The organism is Acinetobacter sp. 802_lipA, from assembly GCF_058242885.1.
The window spans coordinates 263,401-289,717 of sequence record NZ_JBZAYP010000001.1; the positions used below are offsets into that span (position 1 = coordinate 263,401).

Below are 26,317 nucleotides of genomic sequence, written 5' to 3' on the forward strand. Positions count from 1 at the left end.
AATGAAAGCTGAAAATCGTATATTCGCGTTAGTGGACGTGAATAACTGCTACGTCAGTTGTGAGCGTATTTTTAATCCGTCCCTTAATAATCGTCCGGTCATTGTTCTCTCGAGTAATGATGGTTGTGCCGTGGCGCGCTCCCAAGAAGCCAAAGACATTGGTATTAAAATGGGTGTGCCGGTATTCCAGATTCAAGACATCATCAAGAAGCATGATGTTCAGGTGTTCTCCAGCAACTTTGCCCTATATGGGGCCATGTCTCGTCGTTTTATGACTTTACTGGGGATGTATGTTGCACCAGGAGAGCAAGAGATTTATTCAGTTGATGAATGCTTCTTGGATCTCACCAGCTATGAGCACTTATTTGATTTAACCGACTATGCCCAAGACATTCGCAAGACTGCTTGGCAGTGGCTCACTTTACCCTGCTGTGTGGGCATTGGACGTTCAAAGACTGAAGCCAAAATTGCCAATCATCTAGCCAAGAAGAATAAGTTCTTTAATGGAGTGTGCAATCTGGTCGATATGGATCCCTGCTCAACTGAAGCCATGCTTGCACAGATCGATGTTGGCGAGGTTTGGGGAGTTGGTCGCCAGAACAGTAAAAAGCTCAATACAATGAATATCCGTACCGTTTTGGATTTAGTTCAAGCGCATCCAGCAGAGATTAAAAAGCAGTTCAGTATTGTTATGGAAAAGACTGTACGCGAGTTGAATGGGATCTCATGCATCGATCTAGAGAGTGATGCGCCTGCTAAAAAGCAAATCATCAGTAGCCAATCTTATGGCCAACCGATTTACGACATTGAAAATATCAAATCCTCAGTGCGTTTATATGTGCAAAGAGCTGTCTCAAGGCTTCGGGATGATATGTCCCTATGCAAAATGATTGGGGTGTTTATTCAAACTGGTCGCTTTGATAAATGTGCAAAATACACACCTTACGTGATTATGCAGCTACATGAACACAGCGATGATGTATTAGAGATTACCCGCATAGCAATGCAGGCCATTGATGAAATATTCAAACCCGGATTTAAGTATAAAAAGGCAGGCATCATCCTGATGGAGATCATACCTAAAACCAAATTCTCCCCTGACCTATTTACCGATTATTCTCTACAGATTAAGCGAGCCAAGCTCTCCGACACCTTAGATCACATCACCCACAAGTATGGCAAGAACACGCTGTCGTTGGGCTTGTGTGGGCGAAAAGAAGAACACTGGCAAATGAATCAAGAACGCAAATCCCCAAACTATTTAACCGAATGGAATGAACTCTTTAGAGTGAGATAAGACTATGCATTTATTTAAACTTTCAAATGAACAATTGGCACAGATTTTAATTCCTAAGCGGTTCGTGCCGCCTACTCCTGAAGAATTCAAAGACAAGAATATGGTCTATGTCTTTGACAGTGAGGATAAGTTTGAGCTGACTTATGATGAGCTGGTTGAGATTATTGGTAAGGCTAGACAGGCTGGACCTAGAATGATTCCAGTGTTGGGAACAGTAAACTAAAACAATCGGCAGGAATACGGGTTTTAGAGAAATTGAACAATTGAAGTAGGTCAAAAATGAGAGATGAATTAAAAGAAATTTTTATTCGTGGGTGCAACGAGAAAATTGAGAAAAAAGGAGAAAATGTCGGTCTATCCTTTTATGCTTTCTTCAAGAATAAAAATGATAATCCAGAACTATTAATGGAGGCTGCTCACTGGTGGATTATGAAACACAAATTAGATCACTTCGAGAAAGCAGTTAAAGTTAGGCAGCTTATTTTAAGTGAGCATTAATCATAGATATTACATTGCACCAGCCAAAAATTGGCTGGTCGCTGAATTAGGGGAAGTTTGACGCGGGATTACTTTAGTTGGGAAGGCATGTTGACTGCGCGTAGTGCTATTTTATAAGTGAAGAATATTAAATTTATCAGTTTGATAAAACATCTTACGCATATATGGGTATATTTAGTTAAAACAATACCACTAACATTAGATCAAAAATTTAGGTACTTCAAATACAATCACATTTGTAATGTACTAGCAAAATTTAACTCTAGAAAGAAAAAAATCTTCAAAAGATTTTCGATTGAATTCCTAAGAATATTTCGACAAATCAAATATTTTTTTGTTATAATTCAGTTAATTAATTTTTAGAAATTCACATATGAAAAAATTTGAAATTAAAAAATTTGATATTACTAACTTTAAAGATATATATCAAAATATAGGGGTAAATTTTGCTGATGGAAATGTCACTGTTTTATATGGTCAAAATGGTAGTGGTAAAACTAGCTTTTTGAAGGCTATTCACGCTTTTCTTAGCCAAAATGAGGCAGAACTAAATAACTTAAAAATTTCTAGAATAGACACAACTTTTACGTTTGAAGAAAGAAGGGATTTTCTATCATTTAATAATGAACCAACAATAAAACAAGAAATAAATATTTGGGTAGAAAAAAACCCAGATGATAATAATTTCACATGGTCTGAGAATAGTAATATTTTAGATCAAATTAGCTCCCTATCTCTAGGTGTAGAACGTGGAGTGACAACATCTCCACTAAACATTCCAGAACAGTTTATATTTGATTCATTAAGAAACTATTTTGCTAGAAATGCTGTCTCTAATAAATTAAACATTTCAGAACTCCAAGATATAAGTCAATTTCTTGATATGCGAATTAAAACATATCATAGATCAAATCGAAAGAGATCTACAGACTTAGATTTTGCTTCTTCCCATATATTTATTCAGAATATTAAAATTGAAAATATTGAAGAAATGCTAGTTGAAAACTATAGGGTAGCCAGATATTTTGCATCTCAAAGAATTCAAAGTGCTTTATTTGAAACACTTTCTGAAGCAATTACAATAAATGAAATTGAAAATGAAAATGAAAATCCAGATAAATCTATTAGTTTTTATGACCCACAGTTAATAACTAAATTAGTCAATAACAAGGAAAGATTAGTAGAAGCTCTAATGGATGGAGAGAACAATGGTTTTAAAAAAAATATATTAGAAATTATTAATAATATTGATCAAAAAGAATATCAACTTAGAGTCTCAAAAAACGAATTACTGCAAAAACTTTTTTTGAATATGATTAAAGAACTTGATTTTGAAAAATTCCATTTAAGCTCAATGAACACACTAATTGATACATTTAATAATTTTTTAATTAATGGAAAAAAATTAAAAGTTACTCATGAAGAAGCCAGTGTAGATATCAACGGAAAATATCATCAAATAAATGACTTATCTAGTGGTGAACGACATATATTAACTTTACTCTGTTTAGTTCTATTTAAAGGCCGACAGAGAGATTTATTGATTATTGACGAACCAGAAATATCTTTGAATATAAAATGGCAAAGAGAACTAATAGGTTTATTCTCAAAACTACTACCTAAAACTCAAATCATAGTTGCATCACATTCACCATTTATTACAAGACAAGATCCTAAGGTCTTACGTGAATTCAAAATTGGTAAAGTTTAGAAGTTAAATATTATGTCTCTTATTCAAGTTAATGATTTGATCACTATAGCGAAAATGTCTGGAACCCCGTACCTAATAGTTGAGGGTGTCGATGACATTCCAATATACGATAAAATTAAAAATTTAAATTCTTTAGATATTGAAATTTATGCTTCAAAACAATTAGATGGTATAGAGCCTGGTTGTAAGGGTGTTGAAAGAGCTATAGATATTTTAAATGCAACATTTACGGAAGGTCTGGCAACTAAGTATGTTTTGGGTGTTATGGATAAAGATGTAAAAGACTTTAGAAATGAAATTAGATCATTACAAAATCTCATTTATACACCCTATTACTCCATGGAAACTCATTTAGTATCCAACCAAATTGTATTAAAAATTATTTCTAACTTTATTCGGTCGCCTGAAGCATTAATTGACCGATTAATAGTTGAAAAATTTTTTATTTTTTTCCAAGAAAAATCTTTTGATTTATACAAAATATCTTTAGATGCTTTGAAAAACTCTACTCAAAGAAATTATCCCAATATATATTCTTACTCTGACTCGTATCAAGAATTAAAGAACAAAAGGAAACTGGAATTATTGAATGAGATCAATATACCTTTAGGAGAATTTGAATCATCATTGAATTTAAATCATTCAATTGAAGCCCTGAAAAAAATATGTAAAGGTAAATGGTTTTTATCATTTTTTTGCGAAATTCTAGCTCTTTATATTAATACAGAATTGAAAAACTGTAATTGTGATTCTGAGCGAAGTCCCTGTAGTATGTGTATCATCCAAAATAATACTGAATGTTTATACAAGATTAAGAGTGATCTAGCTGTTAATAAAGATACTATACGGACAACTCTTGTTGCTATGTCAGAACATGGAGACTTTAGTTTTTTGATTCAAAGGATTCATGAGAATCTTTTCGCTGCTTGAAGATTAAATTGTAAGAAAGCCCTCACCTGAGGGCTTTTCAATTCACACATTGTACACATACAGTGACATGCACTTTTGTCGAAATCGAATGGCCTGTGCAGGCTGAAAGCAGGAGGCACAGTATTAAAACTTTGATCATGTGTATTAGTTCCGACCTAATCTGACAGTTACCGATATTTGGTTAAGACTGTCTAGGATCAGCTCAATCAGATTTCTCAAAGAGGGAATTTTAGCCCTATTTAACATAATGGGGCTATTGATTCTGCAGGCTATGCAGAAACAACAAAAAATGGGAGCTGATAGCTCCCATTTTTTATTTTTGTTCATGTTCTTTATAGTACTGATGTGCTCTCTTAGAATTATGTTTCCAACTTTTAGCAACTTTATAAACGCAAGTCGGAAAATCATCCCAAACTTGAGGTAAGCCTGCACCACGTGCTACTCGAATTTTAAGCGAATAACTTTTGTATTCAATACGATGCAAAAAATAAAAGCTACGCTCTTGCTGAAAACTAAATTTCTTAAATATAGCACTTCTGACATTAGGGTAAACCTTCCAAAGATAATCGTGTCGAGTACTTTGTATTGATTGCTTGTATTGATGTTTTAGTTTTTTCATTGTTCCTCCTAGGTAACATTACCTAGAAGGGATCCTCTGCGAAATAGTACATCGTCTTTAAACCTGTGAATTAAAAATTAGTATATAAAAATATCACCAAGTAGTATGAAATAAACTACTGCAAGGTAGTATAACTAAAATCAATGTATACAATATGTGAGACTCATTATTTACTAAATACTGTCTTGTTTATTAGACTCAGGAAAAATATGAGGAATTCAAAACATTCTTAGCATTAAATCCTGAAGCAGGAGATGTAGAGCCTAATACAGGTGACAGTCCAAGAATAGACCATATTTGTCTAGGAAAGTGGTGGCAGTCCAATTTTCATAATCACTCATCAACCTTTTGATCCATTGCGACAAATAGGCTGAAAGTAACTTTGCATAATCTTCAGGTGATAACTCATTTTTTATTGCTTTGTACTGGCTTATAATCGAATCTAAAAATATAACAGTTAAATTAGTTTTACCAATTCCAACTGTATAACACCCTTTCCGTTCAAGGGTATCTGAATCAAATCTTACGAAAATCCCATAATTATCACCAACAGCTATGCTTATTGCCCTTCTGCTTCTTCAAACACACCTTTTTTGTTCAAAAGCATAGGTCTGATCGGCTGACCAGTTAACTGAGCAATATCCAACAGATCACAAACCATCTGTTGTCCTAGCTGTTCAGGTCGAGCAGCTTCAACGATTTCCTGGATGTTTTGAAATTCTTCAAAGCTTAGAACAACAGCTTCGGGCGTATTGTTCCTGCAAACAAAAACAGGTTCATGGCTATCTTTGGCAGCTTGAACAATTTTACTCCAAGATTTGCAAACATCAGTCGCAGAAACAGTCGCACCATTAATCAAAGTTAATCCCTTCATATCTAAGACCTCATACTATATGGTAAGAATTGCATCATATTTGCCCTATAATTTGACCATATTTCAAGCATGTAATATCAATATTAACTATGTAATTTAATTCTTGATCGCCTACTTGGAACAGGAATGATAGGTAGGGTGCAAATAGGAATAGTTCGTAGGCTTACACAGGAATGGGCTATTTCAGCAAATCTGCTGAAAGTAACTTTGCATACTCCTCAGGTGATAACTGATCTTTGATCGCTTTTATGATCTTATCATCCACAACATTTGGTCCTAAATAATACAGAGCAGAGATCACCATACCGACCTTTTGCAAAGGATATTGGAGGAGCCGCTGATCATCCGTGTGATTCAGTACCACATCTACACCCGCCAGTTTGAATCGCCTTGAACGGCCATTGGTATGTAAGACATGATATAGAGGCACTTGAGTACTTAACCCTAAACGATTGGCACAATAGCCACCATCATATTGAAACGTCTCACCGGTTAATCGAGTGATCGCGGCTAACACTTTGGAGAGATCAGGAGGTAAGGCTCTCGGCGGATTAAAAAGACTTGAGAATTTAACTTTATAGTAAATATTGGGTATAACCTGGCTGACTTCCTCTTGATCTAAATAGGGAGATAAAAAGCTTAGAAGCTGCTTCTTAGAAAGAGCAACACTAAACTCTTGAACAGAAAACACTGAGCCCGCTGCTAAGTTTTTCAATTCAGCTTCTACTAAAAGTCTTTTAATATTGTCATCCATAGGCACAATCCGTCATCAAGTCATCTTTATTTCAAACCAAATTTTTCTAATGCAGCTTCATTAAAATCCTCATTAAACATCTGCTTCACTCGATGCTCTCTTTTTAACGTTGCGAGAGTCGCGAAGAAACATGCCTCACATAAATGCAGTTGATACTGTTCTCCATCATGCTTCGACCCACTGCCCCAATTGGCGGATAGGACTGCATAGTTCAGTTGAGTGAACTCCTGACAAACGTCACATAAAATATCTTTCGTTTGCTCTAAGTGGTTGTATTCTTCTAAAGCTTCCTGTTCTTTGCTTTCCATCTCGCTCTCCTCACTTTTGAGCCCTATGCGCTTTATTTCAGTGCCAGATCCAAAGCAATCAGGATCTCACCCTCTTGGCATTCACTGGGTGGAGGTAAAATCCGACCCTCTTCACGATAGAAGTCCACACTGGTAAACAGCGCATCTTTGGCCATCTGTAGCGCATCCTCGAAATTGTCACCACAAGTCATTGCCTCAGGAATATCTCGAAAAGAGACGTTATAAGCTTGCCCTTCTTGTTCGAATTTTGCTGGATAAAACATTGGACTACACACCATGATTGAATTCCTTTAAATACTGATCGAACTATTCATTTCTTGTTTTAAAGCCCCTACCTCAGCAAGGGCCTGTCTTGATCACTATTCCGATCTTGTTATCTAAAATAATAACCCAGCGTATCGTCTTTTGAGTCTCCCCACCCTGTCCAGATCTCAGTCAGCTGGACATAATCCTGATTGATGCTTTTGACTTTGTATAAAAAGCTACGGGGTGGAGAGGTCTCATTGAGACGTACTTTTTCAATTAAGATAAAGGTCTTGTCATCCAACCATCTGACCCTAAGATGTAAGGGATCCTGACACTGTCCCAGTTCTGCATACATCGCCGCATCTTTGCCATTTTTGGAGAAGGACAAGCCCGCACATTGGACATCCGGGATGTCCATCACCAGACGTTTTCCGATCAGGCTTTCTTTGGCGCCCGCACAGGCCAAGCTTGAAAGGCTGAGACATAAGCCCGCTAAAAATATTTTTTTCATGACGTTACTCTTTCTTTATTCAGTTGAAGTGGTTTAAAACACATTGTCAATAAAGCCACACTGTAATATGTGCTGTGATGGATTCACGGGATGGTCATACAGACTGATATAGGCAATCATGCTGCTCAGATCAGAAGCATCCCGTTTATAGTGCTGGGTATAGATGTAAATCTGTTTAGGGCTGTAACGTTTTCCGTTTTGAAAGACCTCCCCGTTAAACACTTTTAAATGTGGATACTGCTGAAAGACCTGATGGGTCTTGGTTCGTTTCTCATTGTCATGTGCTGAGGCTTGATCCCACTGCTGCTTAAAACGTTTAAATTGCTGTCCACTATAGTGACTGAACTGAATCTTTAACCCTTCCTCTAGCTTCTGCTTGGTCTGAGCCATGTCATCATTGCGATAAATCGAAGTACTTGCCCCAGCCACACTGACCTGCATCAAAGCCTCAATCCGTTGAATCGGATTGCGTTTATCTTTGGGCAAATAGACTTCTATTTCAGGACAATCCTCACAGTAGTTTTCATCGTCTGGATCATCCACAACGCTTGATTTTTGCTGGGTGTAGTGCTGCTGAAATTGTTGTTGCAGAGTCGTTAGATTAGAGGCTGCGGTATACGTCCAATCTCCCGTAGCCAGTTGATTGCTAAACGACTGTTCTTGCTTGGCCCAATCCAAACAGTTTAAGCCCTGCGCTAAAGTCACTGGCTGCAAAGTCAATGCATTGGCGTTAGAAACGGGTTGAGCTACCGCTGTCTGTAATACCAGTAGTGAAGCACTGGCAAGTAAAAATGGCCTCAGCTTAAATCTCATTGGATGATTCTCCTGATAAGTGTTGTTCACTAGACTGATCATCAACTTTAAACCAGTAGGTATAGTCCTCAGCTTTTCCATCCACCCATACATTCTGCACATTAACGTCATAGATCACGTTGTATTCCATTGCGCTAAAATGGAATTGCAGATTATTGGCGACTAAACCATAGCTGATATTGTCATACTGGATGTTGCTGATCGTTTGGATGTGCTGATTATCCCGTCTCGTCACTGTCAGTTTTGCCTGAGAAAAATCCACCGTATTGTTGGCATAGGCATTTTGTGGATTGACTAATATCGACAGGGATAAAGGTTCAGTTTTTGAAAAGAATTTCTTTGGATAGGCATGATACGGATAGGCAATCACCCCTTTCGGCATCGTGGTGCTTAAGGTTTGTGATGCATAGGGATAGACCACTTTCATGGCAGCGCCTAAGATGGTCGATACGCTTTTAGCCTCGGTATTGGAGACTTCGCCATAGGCGGTTTTATTCAGGAAGGGACTCAAGATATGACGTCGATGACCAATGCTGCTCGAGTTTTTTTCAATCAACCAATTGATCAAATGGGTATCTGCACCGTAGCTGGCTAAAGGCTGATAGGCTTGAATAAAGTTCAAGTTCGATGTCGAAGTACCCTGATAGCCAATATCACTAAAACAGTGCCATGTTCCATCTGGATAATGTGAAGTCTTTTCATTCACTGCCAACAGCATGGAGGCTTGCATCATCTGATCTTCATAGGCTTGGTCATAGCGAACTTTCGGCAGATGGTGTAAGGCACGGATCTCATTCAGGGTATTGATAAACAGCTGCCGCTCCGCCTCACTGGGTCTCCCTGCCTGACAGGCATTCAGATCTTTGTGCTGCTCTGCATCATTCTCAATGACATCCACCACCATCGTGCTATTCACAGGCAGAAGCTGTGAGGTTCCCGCCTGTGTCAGTTTTAAACTACATTTGCCTAAATCTAAGGCTTTTAACTCGCCTTGTTCGAAGTCACAAATACTCGGACTTTCACTGCTAAAACTGAGGGCCAGATCTTGATCCGTCTTTAGGTTCAACTGATAGGCCTGACCTTTGAGAAAGCGCTGGAGCTGTAAGGGTTCAAAGCGTTGTGCTGTCTTGTTTTTACAGATCCCTTCTTGGAGATATTGCGTTTCAGAACACGTGACAGGCTGAGGTGAAGTACCGCCATCGTTTGCTCCATCCGTTCCACCACTATTGGAACCAGTGCTTCCGCCTGAACCACCACCGCCACATCCGGCCATCGCCATACTGATGACCAGCATCAAGGTGCTGGTTCTAATCGATGCTATCCCCGTTTTTGAATGTTTCATCATTTTATTCGCCCTCTTATTCTTGGTTTTTATTGGTAATGATCAGCCGACAGCAGTTGACGAATTTCACTGGCCATTTTTGGGCTACGCCAAGGAAACAACACTTTGAGGCAGTAATGCGGTTTGAATTGATCTCGTGTTCCAATATTGACTTGGTATTCTCTTTTGACTGGGCTGCGATGTTCGTGATGGTGGATATGCGTTCCCGTCATCGGATTGCTGGTGACTGTGCTGGTATAAGAGACTTTGTCTTCAACTAATTTGAAGTGACCGACCGACGTAATATAGTCAAAGGGGTATTTCACTAAACGCTGTTCGGGTTCATCAAACAGGATGATGGTTTTATGCTGACTGTTAATCCAGACCCCACGATTGTGATAATTAAACTGTTCACCTTGACGGGTCAGTTGCTCCGTCATGCCTGCAAAATAGGTATTGCCATATTCATAGAAGTAATAGGTGATCACAAACCATAACAGCCAAATGCCAAAAAATAGAGAACCAAACCAGCCAAAGGAAAAGACTTTGGCCATAATTAAAAAGATGACGATCGGCGCCACAATGCACTTTATAAAGACTTTGGATTTTGGTGGGCGATTTTCGATTGGAATGATTTTTGGTTGAGTGAATTCAGACATCATTGTTCCCCGCATGTTCAATGCAATTGACAATCACAAGGGGATATAAAAATAAGTATTTTTTATAGGCGTGATTGAGCCATCCACCTTAGAGATTGTTCGTGTAAAAATGTTTTTTTAATACAGCTTAAAAATTAAAATCAGTGCTGTATGCCCTGTTGAATGACACAACAAGGTTGAACAGGTGCGGAGGCACAATAAAGAATAGATGGATACAGCATGAGAAGCTCCTTGAATCTTAAGAAGCTCTGCCGATTACTGCTAAATAATGGTGGCAGAGCAAAAGAGGGTTAGCAGACTGGGATCCAAGGAACCAGCACGTCAAAGACGTCCCCCTCCTGCCCTACCATAGAAAAAAAGGGGGACGAGAAGGTCCACAAAAAATAGACAGGCTATTTTCTGTGCTGGATCAACGGTCTGCTAAAACCGACTGGCAATGTAGGCCAGCGAGCTCATATTAGATTTATCCAGCGCTTTAGTCAATTTCGCGATACGATAAAATTCACATGATCGCCTTGAATAAATTCAGTTAAGTTATTGATTTCACCCATAAGCTCAAATTAAAACCATCAATGGGCTGATTTTGATGCTATGGATCGGTTTAAAATGAACTGCTCTTCTGTAATAAAATAAATGAATAAAATGATTGAATAGATCTTCACCAAACATTCACTTTTTTAAGTGGATCTGAAGAAAAGCCCTGCCGTATCCAACGACATACTCCTGTTCATCATAGGTAAACCCAGCCGTCAGACTTCCCCAATAACTAAAGCTTAATCAATGAATTAATTAAATGTAGCGTTTTGTAAAAATATGCAAATACAGCGTTGACAGTGCAATGGATACGCAGATAAGCTTATAGGACACAGCAAAATCTGTGTTCAGGCGTGAGAACCTGATACAATCTAGGTGCAAATTAATGTCGCACTCGCGGCTATTTTTTTGTCTACTGTTTTAGCAGTCGTTATGGCAGCTTGATAGGGCAACCGTAAGGTTGGCTGATCCTAGATTCAGTATTCTCACCCCTGTCTCGCTGCCACCATTACCGTGAGAAGTAATGCTGGTAAGTATTTAAAACTTATCTAGGACTACTGCTATGAACGCTACTTTTCATGGTGCATACACTTGCACATCTAAAAAACAAGCCTCTCAACTGATTGTTGAACTTGGCAAAAGCATTTCAAATCCCCAGCGTCAAAGTCTAACCCATCTTTATCAAGCACTCGATACTGCAGACTCCTTGTTGACCGAGCTTGAACATGCGCACCAAATTATTCGTCAATGTATACGCCAGATGAATGATGAACAAATCGCTGAAGTCGCAAAACTCAATCAAAATAATCATACCCCATCGCTCTGGGCATTCCGCACCCATCAACGTCAAAACCTGATTGAACGTGCTGAGCGTCTTTTGGGAGCACGTTATGAAGCATAATCAGCATATTCTGCTGGCTCCCTCTGACTACCCTTTAATTGCTTCGCCTACGCTTGCAAAAGCGTATGGCGTCGCAGCCGCGACTTTTTTACAAAAGCTGCACTACTGTTTAGAACACAGTGATGCTCAAGTCCACAAAGGAAAAAAGTATTGGTTTCATAGCTATGAACAGTGGCAACAAACTCTGGGGATTTATAGTGTCTCCACAATCAAACGGATCGTCGCTAAATTAAAACAAGCGGAGATTTTAGTGATTAAAAAGCTCTCAAAAAATAAATGGCTTCAAACCAACTTTTATTCAATTAACTATCGAAAGTTAAAGCAACTGATCCAGCCGAATACTGAAACTCAAGCTCAACCGCAATCGTCGGTGCAAATGACAAATACAACTGGTACAAAGCCTGAAAGAAGTACAAATCCACTTAAAGACACCCAAGCTGATACGCTAACGCAGTCAATTCAACACGCGTTTCACACTCTCAAAACTCAGACAGATACACCCACACAGTCCTTAAGACCAGCGAAAAGTTCCGTACAACCGAAAATTGTCATTTCTGGAAATACGACGGCACAAGGATTGAGTCAGCCACGCTCTCCAATTGCATCACATGAAATTTTGAAAAATATGAACCCTGATTATCGTCATTTTTATCAAGCGCTGTTGCAGCAGCGCGTTGATATTCATTATGCAGATCAGCGCATTCAGCATTTACTCAAACAGCAGAAACACGTGATTCGACATATTGCCTATATCAAACAGCATTTTTCAGGTCAGGATCGTTATCAATGGCATGCACTTGAGCAATTGCAAATCGACAGCTATTTAATCAAGTAAGCAAGTTCATCTTATCCAGATTGAACTTGCTTATTAGAAACTATCCTTACACTGAGAATCAAAATAAATTAGAAGTCGAAATCATTAGATTTTGGCTTCTGAACAATATCATTATTTTCATATTGATACTGATTTTTTCTGGACAATTCAAGCTGATACTCGGCTTGATGCAATTCATATAAATTCGCTTCTCGAATCTCTTTAACTGTTTGCCTAACCATTTGAATTTTTTCTTGAATATTCGGATCTTTACTATGTAAATAATGCCTCGGTATTTGCGGAACATCTTTTAAATTTGTCCCATTTTTTTGATTATAATCTTCATTCGATAAACATGAGACCTTATTTTCGACGTGGAACTTAATTCCGTAGATCTCCACCTCTTTAATGGGTGCATATTCTTTTAAAAATTTATTTATGACATTTTCTGTGATTTTTCGATAATGATTAATTTGATGACGACCGAGACCAATTACATCTGCTGTTAGTTTCTTGGCACCGCCTCTCTCAGGATTCTTTGGACAGTGTCTTTGAAAATACAGTTCTGGTGTTCGTTCAATACCATCATAAATACTTCGCTCTGAATATAATAAATGTAGGTGTGGTTGTTCATAACGCCCATCTAGGGTTGAAACATGATTGTGGATGGCAAAGCTGTAGGGCATCTGATATTGACCGCAGAATTCATATATAAGTTGATTTGATAAATCTATCCGCTGCATATAATTGAGTTCTTTCGGCAGAGCCACGGTAATATGCGTAGATGTCCTCCCCTTCATACTTTCATATTGATCCGCTGCATTCCAAAATACTTCGGGGCAATCAGCTGCCCAGATTGGCATATTGGCTGATGCTGTATATTCAAGCTCTTCAATATCTTGTTTATGCGTTGAAAAATATAATGTTCGCGTAATGTAGTGATAACCGAGTTCTGAAGAATGTCTAAATTTGTCTCTACGCAAATTTTTATGCTGAATTTTTAGTTCTTTCACATTATGACGTAAATCAAAATAATACATATACAAATCCAATTTCAAATAAAGAAAATGGAGCATATAAAATTATTCAAAAATTTTATTCGTTTGATACAGAAAATGAAAAAATAATGCGATTTTTTTATAGAAAATATATCAGCATCATAAATGTATGTACTTTTAACGTGTAACACCCCCCAGTTTTAACGTGTAACAACAGAAATTTTAACGTGTAACACCGAACGAAATTTAAGCAAAAAAACATGTAACAGCCCCAATTTTTAACGTGTAACAGGCGTTTGTGCAATTTTTAGCCACTTCAAGTAAATTTTCGAATATTTAATAAATAATATCATTTAAATACAAACACTTAACTAACTAAAAGTGCTCCGCAGGACGAGCCGTAGTGTTCATTAAAATTTTCTGAAAGAAAATTTTAATGAACACGGAGACGAGATAAAAATCTTTTTTTTGCATTCGCAAAAAATGATTTTTATCGCTCACCACTAACAGTAAAACTAACAGCCAAACTAGCAGGACTAACAGAGAGCAGAAAAAAAACAGAACTTTTTTTGAATATTTAAACTTTTCTCAAGTTTTAAAATTGACATGTGATATACATTTTTTATTATTTTAGTGAGAAAATATCACGATGAGTCGTACAGCATTAACAACACAAGAGCATATTAATTCAATCGAATATTTTGCAATGAATAACCGTGCATTCGAAAGTTCACATTATGATGTCATTCAATTAATCGAACAAAAAAAATTAGGGGAACTGAGTGATAAAGAAAAACAATTAATCAGAAAAACGTATCTATATACAAAAAAAAGAAAGACGTATGATAATAAACTTCTTTTTATATCTAAAAAAGATCCAAAATCGATCACAAAAATAGAACGCGATATTTTAGATTATAGTTATTTCGGAGAAGTTGTTCCACCAGTGCTTGAACATTATTTTTTAGCTGAAAAAATGTTAGACAATTATATGTCAAAATTACCCGATGATATAAAAATAAAAATCCATCAAAACATCTTAGACACGGATGATGCTTTAGAAAAGAAACAAAATATTAAAAAGAGAAATAGAGAGAATCATCAAAAATTTTTTATTGGTGGGACATTATTGTCGCTTCTTAAATTAAATAATAATGATGATGATCCAATCGATATATTATTTGAGATCATGAAACTCTATTTAATGCATGATTATTTTGAGAGAAAATCATTTAACACTGAAGAGATAAATGAATTTAGTACTTCAGAAACTGGAAGAGAATTTAACAACAAAAAGAATTCAATTTTACTCAATTTAAATAATCCATTCTTAATTTACGATGAGTAAATAAAAAAACTAACAGAAAAAGCAGTATGCGTTAATAGCCGACCTTTTTTTCAGGGTCGGCTAAGCCGTGTGCGTTTTTAAAAATTTAACTCTCTTACTTTATAATAATATTTTTTTAAAAATCACTTTACAAAAAACCATTTCTAATTTAATGAATATCCATCTAAACAAACTTAAGATTATTTTACTGATATAATAAATTAAAAAATAAACCTTTTTTTTGTTTTTTAAACTTTTCTCATCTTTTTTTTAAATATTTTGATAATGTGCATATTCGGTTTTTCATTTAATTACCAGCTCACCCTGAAAATGAAAAATTTATCAATTTATGGGAGGATCGATGAACTTCAAAATTCGGTTTGAATTATCTGAATATGTAAAAAAAGTACAAGCTAATGGTAGCTGCACTTTTTCTGGTAACAGTACGAAAAATTCACTTAGATTTATATTTAAAAAGCACAATTTAAAAGCTAATACAGTTTACCCGTCATTTGATGAAGAATACATGAATCACCAAGAGTCTTATCCTCTAGATATGAAGGTGGTGGGATGAGCACAGAGGATGCAAGATGATTGAGATTGATCGCAGAATTCGAGCTAAAGAATTTATGCAACTCCTATCCATTGGAAAAGATAAATTCTATAACATGATTCTTTGTACACGACAAAAAAAGATAACTCATTGAAATAATGGCATAATACTTGTTTTCTGAAGACGAATATGATGACACATTTCAATGAGTTATATCTCATCTTAAACAAATATCTAAAGTGGAACAAGTCACATGCAAAATGTTTTACACTGATTATGCTTGCATTAATTGTAAAACAGACATGTAATCTTTCTTCTGCATCTAAAGCCTTACCCATCAAGTGCTTACCACAATCATTTTATCGACGTATACAACGCTTCTTTGCAGGTCAGTATTTCGATTATCGTCAAATTTCTCAGTTAATTTTCAATATATTTTCATTTGATAAAGTCCAATTAACTTTGGATAGAACTAATTGGAAATGGGGAAAACGAGATATCAATATCTTGATGTTAGCCATCGTCTATCGTGGAATAGCGATACCTATTGTTTGGACATTGCTCAATAAACGTGGAAATTCAGATACAAAAGAGCGTATTGCTTTGATTCAACGCTTTATCTCCATTTTTGGTAAAGATCGTATTGTGAATGTGTTTGCAGACAGAGAATTTATCGGTGAGAAATGGTTTACATGGTTAATTGAAAATGACATTAACTTCTGTATACGTGTTAAAAAAACTTTATTGTGACCAATCACTTAGCCAAGAATCATAAAATTAGTGATTTATTTCGTCATCTTCAAGTTGGTCAAACTGAATGTCGTAAACGACGTATTTGGGTTGGTCGAGTGAAACTGTATATTAGTGCGCTACGATTAGAAGATGGAGAACTTTTACTTGTTGTTTCTCCTATGTTTAATGCTTCTGCTATTCGTGATTATGCATTACGCTGGGAAATCGAAACGTTATTTAGTTGTCTCAAAGGACGTGGATTCAATCTTGAAAATACTCGTTTAACAGACCCTAGACGAGTCAAGAAATTGATAGCAGTGCTAGCTATGGGTTTCTGTTGGTGCTATTTAACAGGTGAATGGCAACATGATCGGAAAAAAGCGATAAAAATAAAGAAGCATGGACGACTTTCAGTAAGTTTATTTCGCTACGGTTTGGACTATGTTCAAATGGCTATTCTACGTTTGATTGGTTTTGGAAAAAAAGAAGAATTTAAGAAAGTGCTAGCAATTTTAAGAAAGAAAAAGCCTGATAGGACAAGGGTCCTATGAAATTTGTCGTGTACAGAGAACATGATTAATACTGGGGATATTCAGCAACCAATTAGACTTTCTGATAAAGATGTTTTTTGGTATTCCTCGTACGTTAAGAATAAAGTTGAGGAGCATAAGCCTAAATCTGATATAGTACCCCACAATTAGTGGTCATTTTATTCCTAATTTCTCCGCTATCTCTCCCAGAGCGGGTACTTAAACGGGTAAGTAGGAAACCACATCAAAATTAATTTATATATTTTAGTAGGTTATAATGAAAATCGTCATCCTGAATAAGCCCTATGACGTCCTCTCCCAGTTCCGTAAAGATGAAGCACATATGACGATGTCTGACTTTGTCAGTGACTCAACTTTACGTTTGGCTGGTCGTTTGGATATGGACTCTGAAGGCTTGGTATTTTTAACCGACCATGGTGGTTTGAACCAATACATCACCAACCCTGCCAATAAAAAATTTAAAACATATTTGGTTCAGGTCGATGGTGATGTCACTGAAGAAGCCCTTGAGCAGTTGCGTAAAGGTGTGGAATTAAAAGATGGTATGACTTTACCTGCTGAAGCATCTAAAGTTGAACAACCTGAGTGGTTATGGGATCGTGATCCCCCTGTACGTTTCCGTGCGTCTGTGCCGACTTCTTGGGTCGAAATTTCCATTTGTGAAGGCCGTAACCGTCAAGTACGTCGTATGACTGCTGCTGTAGGTTTTCCTACTTTACGTTTAATCCGTACTAAAATTGGTGCAATTGATTTGGTTCAAATGGGTTTACAGCCAGGCGAAACCAAAGAAATCGAGCCACTTTTATACCCTGACTTTCAGAACATTCCTGCGGAAGAACCTTACCGTTCACGCTCTTATGTGAAAAAACCGGGTGGTACAGGTGGTAAGCCTATGGTTCGTAAGAACAAAGATGGCTCTGTGAAAAAGTCTGGTACGAAGCGTATTTGGCAAATGGATGATAGTGAGAAACCAAAGCGTAAAACCAATGGTACTACTCGTCCAAATACGAAAGCACCACGTGGTCGCGGACGTAATAATGGTCGTTAAAAATTAAGTATTTTAAAGCCCACGAAAGTGGGCTTTTTATTATAAATTTATTTCTTTATATAGCTCATCAATTTGTGTCAAAGTCCAATACCGCTTATTTGTGGCTTTGTTGCACAAACCTATCTGTAAAGGGTTTTTCAGCGATATAATTTTCAAATGAAGAAGCCTACACACAAAATCTACCGCACAACCAATTGGCCCGCATATAACCGAGCACTCATGAGTCGCGGAAATATTGCCATTTGGTTTGATCCTGCTTAATGATTAAATCCTTATTCCGTCTGTCTTTACGTATGGTCACTGGCTTTGTGCAAAGTCTGATTAAACTTTGCGGATTAAATTGGATAGCTCCAGATTACACCACGCTTTGTAGAAGACAAAAGCATATTGATATTGTAATCAGCTACCAAAAAAGTAGCGATGGGCTGCATCTACTCATGGACTCTACAGGCATGAAGTTTCTAGGTGAGGGCGAATGGAAACGCAAGAAACATGGACCTGAATTTCGTCGCCAATGGCGTAAATTACATATTGGTATAGATGATAAAACCCTGCAAATACGAGCAGTTTAGCTTACAACCAATAATGTCAGTGATTCACAGGTGCTTGGTGATTTACTTAATCAGATTCCACAAGATGAGCGGATTGACTCTGTTTATACCGATGGAGCTTATGACACCAAGCAATGCCGTCAGGTCATTGCAGATCGGCAAGCGCATGCAATGATTCCACCTAGAAAAAAATGCGAAACCATGGAAAGATACAAAGAGCAAGCAGCTCGCTAGAGCAAAATGAATTACTTCGAACAGTTAATCTTGCGAAACAGTGCTTCTCAGGCAGGGCACTATGGAAAAAATGGTCAGGCTATCATCGGCGAAGTTTGGTTGAAACTAAGATGCATTGCATCAAATTATTAGGAGATAAACTCAGCGCAAGGAGTTTTGATAGCCAAGTGAATGAAATCCATGCACGTGTAGCAGTCCTTAACAGATTTACGGAATTAGGTCGACCACTTACCCAAGTTACGCCTTAAATTTAGCTCAATTAGGGGCGCTTTGCATTTCCAATCTTTGTGCAACGAAGCCTATCACATTTCGAGTGATTCACATCACTTGCACAGCGGCTTTGTTCGTAAGCTAGAAGCAACTTTAAGACAGCGCGTGAGTAATGGCACTGGTGTGATTCTTGAGATTAATAGCAATGCTGATTTGTATTATCACATGCTGAGCAGCTATATCGCAGAGCATGACCGGTTTAGTGTGGTTCAAAGCTTAAAGGAGGTGTCTTAGATGGGGATTTTTCAAATTACTGTACAAGGTGAAGCACCTCAACTATTTGTAGGTTCTGAAGTTGGCGGTGCAAAGATCGTATCGATCAAGGATGTAAGCCCAAAACTGGTATCAGCTGCTGAACTAGCTCAATACTACGGTATAAGTGTTGATGCTGTCCGTGACCGCTGTACAGAGATCAACAAAGGTACTCGCGGTAAATGTCTTTACGATCCAGAGCAAGCAAATTTGATTTTGACGGCGAAGCCTGTGGCCAAGCGTGGGCGTGCGAGGAAAAATTAGTGACTATGAAATATAAAAAAGGGCTTAAAGGCCCTTTTTAATTATTGCAGTTCCATCTTAACGAACCTGTTCCATTCATCAATAGCTTTAGAAGCAGCCTCTTGATGATTTTGACTTTCACGGTTTTGTTTTTCAACAAAATCTGAAATGCACCGTTTATATCTATTAACACTATCAAGATATTGTTGTACTTCCCATTCATTATTAAATTTGTATGGCTTAGATGGTTTTGTACAATAAGCACTTGGTGCAAACATGTCTGCATAAGAAAGACTTGTAAAAAGAATAGAACCTGCCAGCAAGCCCAGTTTAATAAGTTTCATTATTTTCTCTTAGATATTGACCCCATAGTGGATATTATCAGGTATTTAACTCAAGCATCCATCATATCCGCAATATCTTCAACATCCGGGTTGTAATAAGTATTCACCAGGACTTTAATATTTTTATGGCCTGTAACCTTGGCCAGCACTTCTACCGGTAATTTCTGGTTATTTACAAACCGAGTAATGGCCTCATGGCGTGTATCATGGAAATGAATATCTGCCAGCCCTACTTTTTCTTTACGACGTTCCCACATTAACCGAAAAGCATTCTCAGACTGAGGAATCAACTTATCCCCTCCATGATTGATTAGATCTAGAAGTGCCAAAGCCTTTTTAGTCAGAGGAACATTACGAGCATCACCATTTTTAGTTTTAGGTAAATGAACATGCCGATCATAAATTTCTGACATTGTGATACCTAGAATTTCACCACGGCGCATTGCTGTTTCCAATGCAAATAGAAAAGCCCAGGCAACATAATGCTCTGGCAATGTCGGTGTCTGCCCTTCACGATAATTCAATCCCTCTAAAATGAGCTGAATTTCTTCATCACGAATACGTCGATTACCCGCTTTAGGTTTGGCCGGTTTCTTAATACCCATCCATGGATTGGCTTCCAATAAGAAAAGCTCTTTAACTGCATAGCTAAAAACTGATGAGTACATCGCAATTTCTCGCAGTACTGTATTTGCTCCAACTTGTTTTAAGCGCTTATTGCGCCAGATAGTTAAATGCTGTGGTGTGATGTCATGAATCGACATATCTGCCAGTGCACCAAACTTTTCATCAAACGGCGCTAATTGCTCTTTGACGTATTTGGATCCACGAAGCTTTCGCCCATGCTCATCATAATATTTATGAAAAAGTGTTTTGAATGGATAGTGCTGTTTTACGCCCAGATCTTCAGAGAGTTTATTTGCTTTTGCCTCAAGCATCTTTTGCGCAGCCCATTGCTCGCATTCTTTTACGGTATCTCTGGTTGCTGAATATGTAGTTCCAGCAATCATTATTTTAATTCTGTAGCTTTCACCGCGCTTGACCGCTTTAGGCATTTTCATGATCTATAACTCTATATTCTTGGTCTAATCTTGGTCTAAATTTAACTGCATTATCGGCAAAAAGTAGCGATTTTACGGATAGTGCTGTTAAGGGTAGACTTTATTCAAGACAACAAAAAAGGGTTTTAAGCTATTGTTTTCGCTTAAAACCCTTATAACATAACGTTTAGAATCTTGGTAGGTATATCCAGACTCGAACTGGAGACCTCTACGATGTCAATGGGCGTTAAGTTATTAAAAATCAAAAACTTAACACTTATTGGTGCCCACATTTCGCCCATGTTTTTTGTTACAATTTAGTTTGCCGTTTACACAAAAAAATCGATCCATATTATCTCTTGGAAAGTTGCTCGAATAATCCCTCCAATGATTAACTTAAGAAGAAAGCTATAAATTCATCTTTTGCACGATGCTTTCTCGATTTCTTATTCCAAATAAAATAGCTTTGAATCAGTATACCCTTTTAAATTGCTTATAGCCCCCTCTAGACACTAGTGAAACGTCAGATCCCGCACTCACGTAACCTAAGATCATTGCATAGCTTTCAATACTCTATTAGATGCCATACCAAATAAAGGTAGTAGCGAAAATTAAAGGAAGTGTGAGAATCATACTTCCTTTAATTGAACTTCCATTCGAGAACTTAGGTAGTGAAATTTAGTATTGTAGTTGCCCTGGAACCCAGTTTGTTCCTGCAAGTGGTACACGAGCCATCGCCGCTGCTTCTACAGTTAAAGCTACTAAATCTTCAGGGTCAAGGTTGTGCAAATGCGATTTACCACATGCACGCGCCATTGTCTGTGCTTCAAGTACCAACACGCGTAGATAGTTAGCCAAGTGACGTCCACCTTCAATCGGATCAAGACGTTTCGACAACTCTGGGTCTTGTGTGGTAATCCCTGCTGGATCACGACCATTTTGCCAGTCGTCATAATAACCTGATGCTGAACCAATTTTTTTCAATTCATCATTCAAACGCGGGTGATTATCACCTAATGCAATCAGTGCAGCTGTGCCAATCGCCACTGCATCTGCACCTAGTGCCATTGCTTTTGCAACATCAGCACCTGTACGAATACCACCAGAGACAATAAGTTGTACTTTACGATGCATACCCATTTCCTGAAGCGCCTGTATTGCTTGAGGAATTGCGGATAAAATAGGAATACCGACATGCTCGATGAAGACTTCCTGAGTAGCCGCAGTACCACCTTGCATCCCATCTAAAACAATAACATCTGCGCCTGCTTTCACAGCCAATTTGACATCATAATAAGGACGGCTTGCACCAATCTTTACATAAATCGGTTTTTCCCAATCTGTAATTTCACGAATCTCAGCAATTTTAATAGCTAAATCGTCTGGTCCAGTCCAATCAGGGTGACGGCAAGCACTACGTTGATCGACCCCCACAGGAAGTGTGCGCATACCCGCAACACGTTCGGTCACTTTCATACCTAAAAGCATACCACCACCACCAGGTTTTGCACCTTGCCCCAATACAATTTCAATTGCATCAGCCTTGCGCAAATCATCAGGGTTCATACCATAACGTGATGGTAGATATTGATAAACTAAAGTTTCTGAATGGCCACGCTCTTCAGGTGTCATGCCGCCATCACCTGTTGTGGTTGATGTTCCGACCATTGAAGCACCACGACCGAGTGATTCTTTGGCATTGGCAGACAATGCACCAAAGCTCATCCCAGCAATGGTGACAGGAATTTTGAGATGGATGGGTTTTTTCGCAAAACGTGTCCCCAATACTACATCGGTTCCACATTTCTCACGATAACCTTCTAATGGGTAACGTGACATACTCGCACCCAAAAGCAATAAATCATCAAAGTGTGGTAAATGACGCTTGGTACCACCGCCGCGTATATCATAAATACCTGTTGAAGCCGCACGCTGAATTTCTTGAATCGTCAAACGATCAAACGTAGCGGATTCACGTAATACTGGTTCAAACTGTGTAGTAGATTGTGTCATGCTGAAATCTCCGAGCTACGTTAAATTTAGTATGCAGATGCATTGTCGACTTTAAAGTTATACAGTTGGCGTGCCGAGCCATAGCGTTTAAATGTGGTTGGATCTTGTGCAAAGCCCGCTTTAATAAGTAATTCTGTTAGTTCAGCAATATGTTCAGGGCGCATTTCTTTTTCTATGCAATCTGAACCCAGTGATTTAACTGTGCCTTTTACATAGATACGGGTTTCATAGAGTGAATCGCCTAGTGCATCGCCAGCATCTCCACACACCACCAAGCGCCCTGCCTGACCCATGAAGCAGCTCATGTGACCGATACTACCGCCAACCACAATATCTACACCCTTCATGGAAATACCGCAGCGAGCACCTGCATCCCCTTCAATCACCAGCAAACCACCATGTGCCGTTGCACCTGCTGCTTGGGATGCATTACCTTTAATATGTACAGAACCTGACATCATATTTTCTGCCACGCCAACACCGACATTACCATTCACTACGATGTCTGCTTCTTGGTTCATACCTGCACAGTAATAACCTGCATGTCCATCAATAGTGACTTGAACTGGCGCTTTAATCCCAACGGCAATGTTATGTTGACCCGCTGGATTTTTGACATTCCAATAAGTGACTTCTTCAACAATTTCTGCAGTATGTAACGCCTGATTCAGCTCACGAATCGTATCGACGCTTAGATCATAAGTATCTTTAAAAGTGGTTGAAGTCATTTTTTCTGATAATACTGTGCTATTCATCTTTTTTGCTCCAATTTTTCGGTTAACTTATGCTGCTGCGCTGCTATTGCTTGAAGAACGTTCCCAAACATATAAAGTCGCTGGCTCTGGCTCCCACACTTTGGCTTTATCAATATTCGGTAATGATGCAAGTGCTTGATATTCAGAAGCCATTGCTACGTAATCGTCTGTTTCCGCTAACACCGCAGGTTTACATGCAATTGGGTCCCGAATCACAGCAAAACCATCTCGTGTGCCGATTGCAAATGTGAAGAAGCCATCTAAATCATCTAGTGCATGATTTAGTGCTTGCTCCAAGTTGTCTCCTTGTTGTAATCGCCAAGTGAGATAACCTGCAGCAACTTCTGTATCGTTATCGGTTTCGAAGCTAATGCCTTCACGCTTTAATTCTTGGCGTAAACGGGCATGGTTCGATAATGAACCATTGTGCACAAGGCAAAGGTCGGCACCAGTTGAGAATGGGTGGCTCCCTTCCATCGTTACAGCACTTTCAGTTGCCATACGGGTATGACCAATAATATGACTACCTTTCATCTGGGCTAAACCGAATCGCTCAGAAATTTCGACTGGCAAACCCATACCTTTCAGAATTTCAATACTTTGCCCAACACTCATAATTTTAAGTTCGGGAGCTAGTTCTAAAATTGCAGCACGTACTGTTGTTTCATCCGACTCTACTTTGACAACTGCAGCAGTAGCATTTTGGAACCAGTCAAAACCTGTATTTAATTTTGCTTGTAAATGCTCTGCAAAACCTTGCCAGTTAAAATTTTCATCTGTGCTTTGTAGTGTTAATTTGACCCAACCATCTTTGACTTCATCGCCGTAAATTGCAAAACCTGCACTGTCTGGTCCACGGCCTGTCATCGACTCTAACATCGGTTCAAATAGCTTACCCAGTTGTGACTCAAGCGCAGGATTTTTAAGATATAAACCAACAATTCCACACATATTTTTTCTCCGATTATTTTGTATTAGCGGTTACGTTTAGTCTTTTACTTAGAAGAACTCTGTATAACGCTGTATTTCCCAGTCTGAAACATGGCGACAGTATTCGACCCATTCCATACTTTTTTGTTCAATAAATTCATCCACAATCTCTACCCCCATTTTGTCTTTAAATAATGGATCTGCTTTTAAAGCATCGACTGCTTCTTTTAAGGATTGCGGTAAGGTTTCAATCCCACGTGCAGCAATCTCATCAAAACCTAAGGTGTATAAATTTTCATTGCATGCTGGTGGTGGACTCAACTCACGTTCAATACCGTCTAAGCCAGCAGCAATGATGGCTGCGGAAACCAAATAAGGGTTACATCCTGCATCAGGTAGACGAAGCTCAATACGCCCATATGGAATACGGACCATTGCTGAGCGGTTATTCGCTCCGTAAGTGATAAAAGCAGGTGCCCATGTTGCGCCCGACAGTGAACGACCAACCACTAAGCGTTTGTAAGAGTTGACTGTTGGGGCACAAAATGCGCAAAGTGCTGGTGCATGAGCCAACAAACCAGCAATAAATTGGTAAGCCATTTTCGAAAGCCCCATACCGCTTGGGTCATTCGGATCATGGAATAAGTTGTTCGACTCATCACTCCCTATTGATAAATGGAAGTGCATACCATTCCCTGCACGTTTAGGGTCTGGTTTAGGCATAAAGGAACAAATCATGCCTAAATCATTCGCAATTTCTCCTGCTGCCATACGGAAGAAAGTAAACATATCTGCCGAATTCATGGCATCACTATAGGTATAATTAATTTCAAACTGCCCATTTGCATCTTCATGATCAATTTGATAAATATCAAAACCTACAGGGATTAATGCTTCGGTTAAACGCTCAAGGAACTGACGAGAGCGGGAAAGGCCTTTATAGTCATAACAAGGCTTAGCTAAAGTGTCCGAGTCATCCACTGCTTTTAATTTTCCATCTTCACCACGGCGGAATAAACTGAACTCTGGCTCTAAACCTGTATTTAATGTCCACCCTTTTTCCGCCAAGCGTTCCACTTGTTTACGCAGTACATAACGAGTGTCATAAAGATGAGGCTTACCATTTACATGGCCTTCGCACACCACTCGACCATAACCAGGTTGCCAAGGTACAGGAATTAAAGTGGATAAGTCTCCCTTTACCATAAAGTCAGGACCGTGTGGTTGCATTCCCATACCAGAAATTGCAAATCCAGCAAAACCTACTCCCTCTTTTTCAATGGCTTTTAAACCAGAAATCGGAACTGATTTTGTTTTTGCTGCGCCATGAATATCCACAAATTGTGCAAGCACATATTTCAAATGATGCTGATCAATGACTTTTTGTACTTCTGGACGATACATGGGTTTGTTAATCACTTCGTGGTGATCAAACATCTCCTTTACAGCCTGCTGCAACATGATTGACATACTCCTAATATGACAAAAACAGTGTTTGGCTTGAAAAATGCATTAATATATTTATATCAGCACAAGTTTCATATCAAGAAATTTTATTTCCTGTAAAGAAAAGCAAATCTCTTGCCAACTTTCATTTTTCATAGAAGAATTTGATCAAAAATAGCCAAGTGTTTAATTTACCTGAAAGAATATTTGTTTCTTATCAGGATTATTAAATTTTAGAAC

28 protein-coding genes and 3 pseudogenes are annotated in these 26,317 nt (G+C 38.2%); 15 read left to right on the forward strand and 16 right to left on the reverse strand.

The window, feature by feature from the left end; translation table 11 throughout:
* Window position 1: 1 nt before the first annotated feature.
* From AC4CU3_RS01315 to AC4CU3_RS01335, 5 genes are all read left to right on the forward strand, one after another.
* The gene (locus AC4CU3_RS01315; RefSeq protein ID WP_010326905.1) at window positions 2-1,297 is read left to right on the forward strand and encodes a Y-family DNA polymerase; all 1,296 of its coding nucleotides are present in this window, start codon (window positions 2-4) and stop codon (window positions 1,295-1,297) included.
* 4 nt (window positions 1,298-1,301) lie between these two features.
* On the forward strand, window positions 1,302-1,520 hold the full coding sequence (locus AC4CU3_RS01320) for a hypothetical protein (RefSeq protein WP_010326906.1): 219 nt from the start codon (window positions 1,302-1,304) through the stop codon (window positions 1,518-1,520).
* A 56-nt stretch (window positions 1,521-1,576) separates the two neighbouring features.
* Window positions 1,577-1,795, forward strand: a complete 219-nt coding sequence (locus AC4CU3_RS01325) for a DUF6500 family protein (RefSeq protein WP_490737936.1) — start codon at window positions 1,577-1,579, stop codon at window positions 1,793-1,795.
* A gap of 373 nt (window positions 1,796-2,168) precedes the next feature.
* The gene (locus tag AC4CU3_RS01330) at window positions 2,169-3,506 is read left to right on the forward strand and encodes an AAA family ATPase (RefSeq protein ID WP_078424958.1); all 1,338 of its coding nucleotides are present in this window, start codon (window positions 2,169-2,171) and stop codon (window positions 3,504-3,506) included.
* A gap of 12 nt (window positions 3,507-3,518) precedes the next feature.
* The gene (locus tag AC4CU3_RS01335; protein ID WP_078424957.1) at window positions 3,519-4,436 is read left to right on the forward strand and encodes a DUF4435 domain-containing protein; all 918 of its coding nucleotides are present in this window, start codon (window positions 3,519-3,521) and stop codon (window positions 4,434-4,436) included.
* A gap of 313 nt (window positions 4,437-4,749) precedes the next feature.
* Here the strand turns inward: AC4CU3_RS01335 and AC4CU3_RS01340 are convergent, their stop codons facing one another.
* From AC4CU3_RS01340 to AC4CU3_RS01380, 9 genes are all read right to left on the reverse strand, one after another.
* Window positions 4,750-5,055 carry a hypothetical protein gene (locus AC4CU3_RS01340; protein ID WP_279683722.1) on the reverse strand — a complete coding sequence of 102 codons (306 nt, stop codon included), beginning with the start codon at window positions 5,053-5,055 and terminating at the stop codon, window positions 4,750-4,752.
* A gap of 559 nt (window positions 5,056-5,614) precedes the next feature.
* Complete coding sequence (locus AC4CU3_RS01345; protein WP_078424955.1) at window positions 5,615-5,929, reverse strand: type II toxin-antitoxin system Phd/YefM family antitoxin; 315 nt, start codon at window positions 5,927-5,929, stop codon at window positions 5,615-5,617.
* Window positions 5,930-6,107: 178 nt separating this feature from the next.
* A complete protein-coding gene (locus AC4CU3_RS01350) occupies window positions 6,108-6,683 on the reverse strand; it encodes a DUF6088 family protein (RefSeq protein WP_078424954.1) in 576 nt (191 codons plus the stop codon).
* A 26-nt stretch (window positions 6,684-6,709) separates the two neighbouring features.
* Window positions 6,710-6,991 (reverse strand): hypothetical protein, encoded by a 282-nt coding sequence (locus AC4CU3_RS01355; RefSeq protein WP_078424953.1) that lies wholly within the window; start codon window positions 6,989-6,991, stop codon window positions 6,710-6,712.
* A 32-nt stretch (window positions 6,992-7,023) separates the two neighbouring features.
* Window positions 7,024-7,269 carry a type II toxin-antitoxin system HicB family antitoxin gene (locus AC4CU3_RS01360; RefSeq protein ID WP_078424952.1) on the reverse strand — a complete coding sequence of 82 codons (246 nt, stop codon included), beginning with the start codon at window positions 7,267-7,269 and terminating at the stop codon, window positions 7,024-7,026.
* 95 nt (window positions 7,270-7,364) lie between these two features.
* Entirely contained in the window at window positions 7,365-7,748 is a 384-nt protein-coding gene (locus AC4CU3_RS01365; RefSeq protein WP_078390424.1) for a hypothetical protein, read from the reverse strand.
* A 33-nt stretch (window positions 7,749-7,781) separates the two neighbouring features.
* Window positions 7,782-8,561 carry a hypothetical protein gene (locus AC4CU3_RS01370; protein ID WP_490737937.1) on the reverse strand — a complete coding sequence of 260 codons (780 nt, stop codon included), beginning with the start codon at window positions 8,559-8,561 and terminating at the stop codon, window positions 7,782-7,784.
* Window positions 8,551-9,906, reverse strand: coding sequence for a CAP domain-containing protein (locus AC4CU3_RS01375; protein WP_490737938.1), 1,356 nt, complete (start codon window positions 9,904-9,906; stop codon window positions 8,551-8,553). The genes AC4CU3_RS01370 and AC4CU3_RS01375 overlap by 11 nt, the downstream gene beginning before the upstream one ends.
* A gap of 26 nt (window positions 9,907-9,932) precedes the next feature.
* On the reverse strand, window positions 9,933-10,556 hold the full coding sequence (locus AC4CU3_RS01380) for a hypothetical protein (RefSeq protein ID WP_490737939.1): 624 nt from the start codon (window positions 10,554-10,556) through the stop codon (window positions 9,933-9,935).
* A gap of 1,081 nt (window positions 10,557-11,637) precedes the next feature.
* Between AC4CU3_RS01380 and AC4CU3_RS01385 the strand changes: the two genes are divergently transcribed.
* A complete protein-coding gene (locus AC4CU3_RS01385) occupies window positions 11,638-11,976 on the forward strand; it encodes a hypothetical protein (RefSeq protein ID WP_078424950.1) in 339 nt (112 codons plus the stop codon).
* On the forward strand, window positions 11,966-12,811 hold the full coding sequence (locus tag AC4CU3_RS01390; RefSeq protein WP_010326923.1) for a hypothetical protein: 846 nt from the start codon (window positions 11,966-11,968) through the stop codon (window positions 12,809-12,811). The genes AC4CU3_RS01385 and AC4CU3_RS01390 overlap by 11 nt, the downstream gene beginning before the upstream one ends.
* Before the next feature lie 68 nt (window positions 12,812-12,879).
* On the opposite strand, the gene AC4CU3_RS01395 is transcribed toward AC4CU3_RS01390, so the two are convergent.
* Window positions 12,880-13,830: a MobA/MobL family protein gene (locus AC4CU3_RS01395; protein WP_029575044.1), complete on the reverse strand. Its 951-nt coding sequence runs from the start codon at window positions 13,828-13,830 to the stop codon at window positions 12,880-12,882.
* A 607-nt stretch (window positions 13,831-14,437) separates the two neighbouring features.
* On the opposite strand from AC4CU3_RS01395, the gene AC4CU3_RS01400 reads away from it, so the two are divergent.
* The 8 genes and pseudogenes from AC4CU3_RS01400 (at window position 14,438) to AC4CU3_RS01435 (ending at window position 19,570) form a co-directional block, all read left to right on the forward strand.
* Entirely contained in the window at window positions 14,438-15,136 is a 699-nt protein-coding gene (locus tag AC4CU3_RS01400) for a hypothetical protein (RefSeq protein ID WP_114392980.1), read from the forward strand.
* A 572-nt stretch (window positions 15,137-15,708) separates the two neighbouring features.
* Window positions 15,709-15,789 (forward strand): annotated as a pseudogene (locus AC4CU3_RS01405) (helix-turn-helix transcriptional regulator); the annotation flags it as partial.
* A gap of 71 nt (window positions 15,790-15,860) precedes the next feature.
* Window positions 15,861-16,951 (forward strand): IS4-like element ISAba33 family transposase gene (locus AC4CU3_RS01410; protein ID WP_155115347.1). Its coding sequence is split into 2 segments (ribosomal slippage): window positions 15,861-16,401 and window positions 16,401-16,951, totalling 1,092 coding nucleotides; the frame shifts between segments, so codons are not numbered across the junction.
* A gap of 33 nt (window positions 16,952-16,984) precedes the next feature.
* Window positions 16,985-17,101 (forward strand): annotated as a pseudogene (locus AC4CU3_RS01415) (helix-turn-helix transcriptional regulator); the annotation flags it as partial.
* A gap of 106 nt (window positions 17,102-17,207) precedes the next feature.
* Window positions 17,208-17,999, forward strand: a complete 792-nt coding sequence (locus AC4CU3_RS01420; protein ID WP_279045166.1) for a pseudouridine synthase — start codon at window positions 17,208-17,210, stop codon at window positions 17,997-17,999.
* A gap of 156 nt (window positions 18,000-18,155) precedes the next feature.
* Window positions 18,156-19,032 (forward strand): annotated as a pseudogene (locus AC4CU3_RS01425) (IS5 family transposase).
* A 79-nt stretch (window positions 19,033-19,111) separates the two neighbouring features.
* On the forward strand, window positions 19,112-19,288 hold the full coding sequence (locus AC4CU3_RS01430; protein WP_490737940.1) for a hypothetical protein: 177 nt from the start codon (window positions 19,112-19,114) through the stop codon (window positions 19,286-19,288).
* Window positions 19,289-19,570 carry a hypothetical protein gene (locus AC4CU3_RS01435; RefSeq protein WP_058869457.1) on the forward strand — a complete coding sequence of 94 codons (282 nt, stop codon included), beginning with the start codon at window positions 19,289-19,291 and terminating at the stop codon, window positions 19,568-19,570.
* A 41-nt stretch (window positions 19,571-19,611) separates the two neighbouring features.
* Here the strand turns inward: AC4CU3_RS01435 and AC4CU3_RS01440 are convergent, their stop codons facing one another.
* The 6 genes from AC4CU3_RS01440 to glnT form a co-directional block, all read right to left on the reverse strand.
* Window positions 19,612-19,893, reverse strand: a complete 282-nt coding sequence (locus AC4CU3_RS01440; RefSeq protein ID WP_178927887.1) for a hypothetical protein — start codon at window positions 19,891-19,893, stop codon at window positions 19,612-19,614.
* Window positions 19,894-19,943: 50 nt separating this feature from the next.
* Window positions 19,944-20,954, reverse strand: a complete 1,011-nt coding sequence (locus AC4CU3_RS01445; RefSeq protein ID WP_279043811.1) for a tyrosine-type recombinase/integrase — start codon at window positions 20,952-20,954, stop codon at window positions 19,944-19,946.
* Window positions 20,955-21,611: 657 nt separating this feature from the next.
* On the reverse strand, window positions 21,612-22,946 hold the full coding sequence (locus AC4CU3_RS01450) for an FMN-binding glutamate synthase family protein (protein WP_279683200.1): 1,335 nt from the start codon (window positions 22,944-22,946) through the stop codon (window positions 21,612-21,614).
* 26 nt (window positions 22,947-22,972) lie between these two features.
* Window positions 22,973-23,701, reverse strand: coding sequence for a GltB/FmdC/FwdC-like GXGXG domain-containing protein (locus tag AC4CU3_RS01455; protein ID WP_279683199.1), 729 nt, complete (start codon window positions 23,699-23,701; stop codon window positions 22,973-22,975).
* 27 nt (window positions 23,702-23,728) lie between these two features.
* Window positions 23,729-24,652, reverse strand: coding sequence for a class II glutamine amidotransferase (locus AC4CU3_RS01460; protein WP_279683197.1), 924 nt, complete (start codon window positions 24,650-24,652; stop codon window positions 23,729-23,731).
* Window positions 24,653-24,700: 48 nt separating this feature from the next.
* Entirely contained in the window at window positions 24,701-26,092 is a 1,392-nt protein-coding gene (gene glnT / locus AC4CU3_RS01465; RefSeq protein ID WP_279683195.1) for a type III glutamate--ammonia ligase, read from the reverse strand.
* Window positions 26,093-26,317 lie beyond the last annotated feature (225 nt).